Raw genomic sequence first — 6,033 nt, forward strand, 5'->3', positions numbered from 1 at the left:
CAAATGACAAATGACAAAGGACAAATGACCAACACCACTCAACCATCAGACTTCTCAAAAATAGATCGAAACTTTGCTCCTAAATGTGTGCGAGTCTGTCAAAATCGTACTTGTAAAAATCAAGGTGCAGCTAAGGTTTTAGCCGCTTTTACCGCTTTGCCAATCCCTGGTGTAACTATAACGGCTAGCAGCTGTTTAGGACAATGTGGCAATGGTCCGATGGTGCTGATATTACCCGATATGGTCTGGTATAGCGGCGTTCACCCTGATGAAGTATCTCTACTGATAGAAAATCATTTGCTAGGTGATCAAAGAGTCAAACAGATGCTCTATTATCGGTTTCATCCCCAGAAATCAAGCTAATTAAAAATATCAAGGTCTGCAATCTTGTTGACTGAAGTGAGGCATCCAATGAATATCCAGCAGCTGCGTCAATCCTTAAAACAAAAGTGGCTTATTTACTACAAGCAAAATATTTCCTGGCTGGTCAAAATGCGAATTTGGGCGACTTACGATGGTCTGCGCCGTCCTTTGTCCGGTTTTATTTTGGCAACACTGTCTGTTTTGGAACCCCAGTTTGATGAAATACTTTCTTTTATGCTGGAGCTAAATAATGATCCAGATAAAATAGTCGCAGCTTTAGGTCTTAACTTCAATCCCGATGAAGAGTTACGTTTAATCAAATCAGACCATTCTCTAGCTACCAGCCAAGCTGAAAACGAGCCGCTAGATGAGAAATATTCTGAGGATAAACATCTTACCAAGATTGCGTCTAATTCTCTTACCAAAACTCTAGACTCCAACTTGCCACACGCCGAGCGACTTGTGCCATCATTTATAGGTACCACTGAGGTCGTTCATACACCCAAACCTGAGTTGGTAGTTGCATTCGCCACTAAAATTGCTCCAGATACTCCAGTAAAAACGCCAGCCTCCGGTTTTATAAGCGAACATCAACCACTAAGTAGCGGCTTTGCAGCTTATCGTCAGATATCGCCCCTTGAACGCCTCCCTTCAGGAACTTCGCTGACAATGACTGCTGAGGCTAACACCAAAGCCAAAACGATGCCATCTGCGGCATTAGCTAATGAAGTTAAAAGCAACGCGCCATCTAACCGTATTCCTGTAGGCGCATTGCTGGCAATTACCACTGAGATTAACAGTAATGGCAAACCAGTGCGATCGCTAGCAATTACTACTGAGGTTAAAAGCAACGGCAAAGAACCGAATATTCAACCACAAGAGGTTAAAAGCAAAGTGAATTTACCAACTACAAATGCCCGTAGTATAGCTTCTTGGGTAGATGAATTTTGTTACGGTGCTAGGGATAAAGAGAAAGATATTTTGATTTGAACTACTTACGGGTAATCGTGAGAAACAAAGGGGATTTCTACTATTTCACCCTCAGTTTCTCCCACTTTGACTTTTAAGCCTACGCCACCAGCTTTAGTGCGAATGTAACCTAGTCCAAAGTAACCATCAGCTGTTTCTGTGTAGCTAGTAAGTTTGCCGACCTTTTCATCTCCAACTGCGATCGCACTTCCAACTTCCACAGGGGCACTGAGGCGAATACCAAGCAGGTGTTGTTTTACACCTTTATATGTGTTTAACCGAGCAATAGTTTCTTGCCCAATATAGCAACCTTTAGTAAAAGAAATTGTTTGCCACAAACCCACTTCTAGAGGATTGTAATCATCTGTGAGTTCCGCATCTGGGGCGGGGCGGCCTTGTAAAATTCGCAAAGCATCCCAAGCGCGATCGCTCATTTCTACCGCCCCAACTTCTAACAATTTGTTCCATACTGTTTCTTTGTCAGTATAGGGAAAAGTGAAGGTGTATCCAGGCGCAGCTAACCCGCTACCCACAGCAATTCGCACGCCCTCAGCCGGAGCGAGCGTGTATACTTGGTGATTACCGTAAGGTTGGCCGATGAGTTCGCTAATACCCAACTTTTCTAAAATAGCGTCGCTTCCTGGCCCAATCAGGCTGAAGGTGTTGGTGTATTGGGTAATATCAGATAATTCCACCTTATCTGCATAGAAAATATATTTATCCAGCCATTCCATAAGATATTGGCGACGGTTGGGTGAAACCAGCAAGATTACCGCATCTTCTCTAACGTAGGCGGTTACTAAATCGATTGTTCTGGCTGTGGAAGTGACAAAAACTGTATCACAACCTTGTCCTGGCTTGAGTATTTGGAAATTGTTAGTACTTTGGTTGTGTAAGAAATTGAGGCGATCGTCGCCAGCTACTTTGATACGTCCCCAGGCGGTGCGATCGCATATAGCAACCCCAACTCTGGCGGCTTGGATAGCTGCTGCGTCTTTATCGTCAAGTGTAGATGTTGGCATGGTGATGAGAAGTTGCCCTGTTTCAATGTTGTCGCACTGGAAATCTTAGCAAATAAGCGTTTGCGGCTTCAATAGCGTAGGCGTGAAAGGGGCGAGGTGATGCCTAGAGCGGGCTGCGCCTACGCTCTTTTTCAAGATTAGATTATTGAATGATGAAGTTAGCGATACCATTATGGCGATCGCGCCTGAATAAACTCAACTCGGTCATCACTTACTACGTAAACAATCCGGTGGACGGGCGGAAATTATGCGTGTTCGCCTACTGCGTTCTAGATAAACTACGAGCAATAAGCGTTGAGAAAGAGAATAGCCTAAGATGAAATCACCCTGTTGATTATTAGCAGTAGCATCACCAACTTGGTAAAAGGGATCAAAGAATACCTCTGTAGCTTCTTCAAATTTAATGCCATCTTTTTCGATGTTGCTTTGTGCTTTATTTTCATCCCATTCAAATTCAATACCTTGTAGACGATAAACAATATCCATCTATAAATTTTGTTTTTAGACTAAGCGCTCTTCGTAATATTTTATCAAGATTAAAGGGTTTCAAGCCTCTCCATTCATGGAGAAAAAAAAGAAAAAAACTCGTTGTTCAAGCCTCTTATTTAAATAAGAGGCTAATCTAAAAGACGCTCCTACGTCGCTAACGCAAATCCAAAATCTAAAATCGAGTGACGTGACCATCAGAAACTCTCACCAAAAAGCCCTTTTTAAACCCAATATCTGCTCAGTAATCGCCACAACGCCATCAACCTGTTGATTAGAAAGTTCTGTTGGGATAATGAGAGAGCGATGTCTACGACGGGCTACACCTACGTACCTAGTTTTATTACCCTTCTGGCAATTTAGCAAACGCCTGCTCAACCAACTCCTTTGACTTAGCATCCAAACGCAGCCAATCCACTTCACCGAATTCATCGATTAAACTAGTATCAATATCAGCAGATTCCTTTTGTGGGGTGTATTCAAGAAAACACACTTCATAACACAGTTCCCACAAATCGATACTCGCTTCTTGCTGTTGACGCTGCAAACGTAAATGATATCCTGGATGGGGCATCGGCAGACGAGCGAGAGTTCCTCTGATTTCATCTGCTTCTTCAGGTGTTGCAGTTTCCATTGCTTGCAATAGCTCAGTCACCAATGCTTTGATTTCATCAGTGGTGCTAGGCGGCCAAATCAGGACATCGTGGTAAGTCCCCGTCCAGGAAGATTCATCAAGCTGCTTGCGGATATTATCGATAACTCGAATAAAAGCAGGTTGCATGAGGATTTCAGCCTGCTGCCATGCAACTGGATTTGTTATTTTAGGTGGCATTGGTAATAAACAGGGGCACTAAAAGAAAAATAAACAGTCTGCGTTTATTAAAAAGCTGCGTTTTTAATCTAAATCTTTTCTCAAGATAGCGGATTTCATTGAAGAAAATTTGGAGATATTTATTACCAGCTGGAAAATTAGGTAATAACTCTGGGGAGGGAATATGATAGGCAAGCTACTAGACCATCGTTACCAAGTAATTCGAGTCCTCGCGATGGGAGGATTTGGTCAAACGTACATTGCCCAAGATACTAGGCGGCCCGGCAATCCCATCTGCGTTGTCAAGCACCTCAAACCCGGAACTGACTCCAGAGTTTTTGATACTGCTAAACGTCTGTTCAGCAGCGAAGCCGAGACTTTAGAAAAATTGGGCAACCATGACCAAATACCCAGGTTGCTAGCGTATTTTGACGAAAACCATGAGTTTTATTTAGTACAAGAATATATTGAAGGACATACCTTAGCTGAGGAACTTATACCTGGTAAGCGCTGGAGTGAAAGCCAAGTAGTTCAACTATTGCAGGAAGTTCTGGAAATTCTTGAATTTGTCCATCGCCAAGGCGTGATTCACCGCGATATCAAACCGGATAATATCATCCGTCGCGCCTCAGATAATAAGTTAGTTTTAGTAGACTTTGGGGCAGTGAAACAACTGCGTACACAACTGGTAACAGTCGGCGGACAAGCCTCTGCGACAGTGGTTATTGGCACTCCTGGCTATATGCCTACAGAACAAGGGCAAGGTAAACCTCGTCCCAACAGCGATATCTATTCCCTTGGCATCATCGCCATTCAAGCATTAACAGGATTACACCCAACAGAATTGCAAGAAGACCCGGAAACAGGAGAAATTATCTGGCGGCATTCAGTAACCGTGAACCATCGACTGGCGGCAGTGTTGTCCAAGATGGTGCGTTATCACTTCAAAGACCGCTACCAAAACGCCACGGAAGCACTGCAAGCGTGTAAAGAGGCGATTAATCCAGTACCTGCACTGTCCACACCTCAAGAAGCCGCCAAAAATTCTAGTTACCAAGCAGCCAAATCCCAGCCTCAAGTATCTCGGCTGCAAACTATTGCATTTGCACCAGCAAATCCTATCCCCGCCAAACCTGCGCGTAAAGACTCTAGTAAATCCGACCCCTGGCCGATATTAGTTGGCATATTACTGGCGGGTGGTGCGGCTGCCTTGGTAGCAAACGTATATCCAAATGTGAAAAATTTAGCTTTAAATCTTACAGGTAAGGATACGGTTCTAGTAAACAAATGCTCGGCTGTTGTTGTCGGAAATTCTAATATCCGTTCTGAACCTAGTTCGATAAATTCTGATAATATTGTGCAAACTGTTGCTAATAACACCAATTTCGAGGTGACTGGCAAGCGAACAAAAGCAGGTTGGATAGAAGTTAAACTTAAATCTGGTCGTTTGGCTTGGGCACACCCGACCGTGATAACTAATAATCAAGAATGGGGTTCTTGCTTACGTGAAAAGGGCATTGCAACTAGGATTGTAGATGATAGTAGCTTGATTGCGACTCGAACAATTCCCCAGCCAAAACCAAAATCTAGGGATGTAGTAAGTCCATTACCAGAAAAGCCGAAGGCGTCAACTGACGATGCTGGGAAATCAGAACGATCGCAGCCTAATGATAACAGTGCCAATATTGTAGAACAAGCAAAAAAGAAGTATGATTCAGGGGATATAATTGGAGCGATCGCACTTTTAAGATCGGTTCCGGCAAATGCTGCTTCTGGTATCCAAGAAACAGGCAAAATGATTGCCCAGTGGCAGGAAGATTGGGCCAAGGCAGAGGTATTATCTAATGAGATTAATAAAGCAATAGATGATGGTAAATGGGATAAAGTTTTAGATTATAGAAACCATCCAGAAAAATTGCCTAATACTAAATACTGGCGAAACAGAATAGAACCATTATTTAAACAAGCAGCCGAAAATCTGGCAAAACAGGCACTAACTCAGTTAGAAAATCAAGGTAATCAGAAAAATACCCAACAGAAAATTCCTGATACTAACCAACCTGAAACCACAAAGAGTCCCAATACCACAGAAACTCCTAAAAGCAGTCTTTAACAGTTATCAGTAAACACAGTTTTCCTCGTTTCTAGGTTATTCTGACTGGGAATGAATAAAGGAGGGCTGCCACCCATTGGTGTCAACTTAACGTGAAAGCCCTATAATCACCTGGTATTAAGTCTATTCGCTTACCATCACTATCCGCGTCACTCCACCCCAGTTTTGTCTAAAGCTAAAACTTCCCCTCGCCCTTAGCAAGGGGAGGGGATTGGTGCGATTCGTTGAGTAGCGAATTCCGGTATCCAGTCCGGGCATAACTACTCCAA

General features: G+C 43.2%; 6 protein-coding genes. 3 read left to right on the forward strand and 3 right to left on the reverse strand.

What is annotated here, in order from left to right; translation table 11 throughout:
• The first annotated feature begins 24 nt into the window (after positions 1–24).
• On the forward strand, positions 25–363 hold the full coding sequence (locus tag HWQ43_RS13295) for a (2Fe-2S) ferredoxin domain-containing protein (RefSeq protein WP_292734086.1): 339 nt from the start codon (positions 25–27) through the stop codon (positions 361–363).
• 48 nt (positions 364–411) lie between these two features.
• Complete coding sequence (locus HWQ43_RS13300) at positions 412–1,353, forward strand: DUF5331 domain-containing protein (RefSeq protein ID WP_292734088.1); 942 nt, start codon at positions 412–414, stop codon at positions 1,351–1,353.
• A 5-nt stretch (positions 1,354–1,358) separates the two neighbouring features.
• Here the strand turns inward: HWQ43_RS13300 and HWQ43_RS13305 are convergent, their stop codons facing one another.
• From HWQ43_RS13305 to HWQ43_RS13315, 3 genes are all read right to left on the reverse strand, one after another.
• Positions 1,359–2,354 (reverse strand): folate-binding protein, encoded by a 996-nt coding sequence (locus tag HWQ43_RS13305; RefSeq protein WP_292734091.1) that lies wholly within the window; start codon positions 2,352–2,354, stop codon positions 1,359–1,361.
• 207 nt (positions 2,355–2,561) lie between these two features.
• Positions 2,562–2,840 carry a BrnT family toxin gene (locus HWQ43_RS13310; protein WP_292734093.1) on the reverse strand — a complete coding sequence of 93 codons (279 nt, stop codon included), beginning with the start codon at positions 2,838–2,840 and terminating at the stop codon, positions 2,562–2,564.
• Positions 2,841–3,183: 343 nt separating this feature from the next.
• Positions 3,184–3,672, reverse strand: a complete 489-nt coding sequence (locus HWQ43_RS13315; RefSeq protein ID WP_292734096.1) for a hypothetical protein — start codon at positions 3,670–3,672, stop codon at positions 3,184–3,186.
• 163 nt (positions 3,673–3,835) lie between these two features.
• Between HWQ43_RS13315 and HWQ43_RS13320 the strand changes: the two genes are divergently transcribed.
• Complete coding sequence (locus HWQ43_RS13320) at positions 3,836–5,764, forward strand: serine/threonine protein kinase (RefSeq protein WP_292734099.1); 1,929 nt, start codon at positions 3,836–3,838, stop codon at positions 5,762–5,764.
• The last annotated feature ends 269 nt before the right edge of the window (positions 5,765–6,033 follow it).

This window comes from Nostoc sp. JL31 (genome assembly GCF_017114965.1).
In the GTDB taxonomy this organism is placed as follows: domain Bacteria; phylum Cyanobacteriota; class Cyanobacteriia; order Cyanobacteriales; family Nostocaceae; genus Nostoc; species Nostoc punctiforme_A.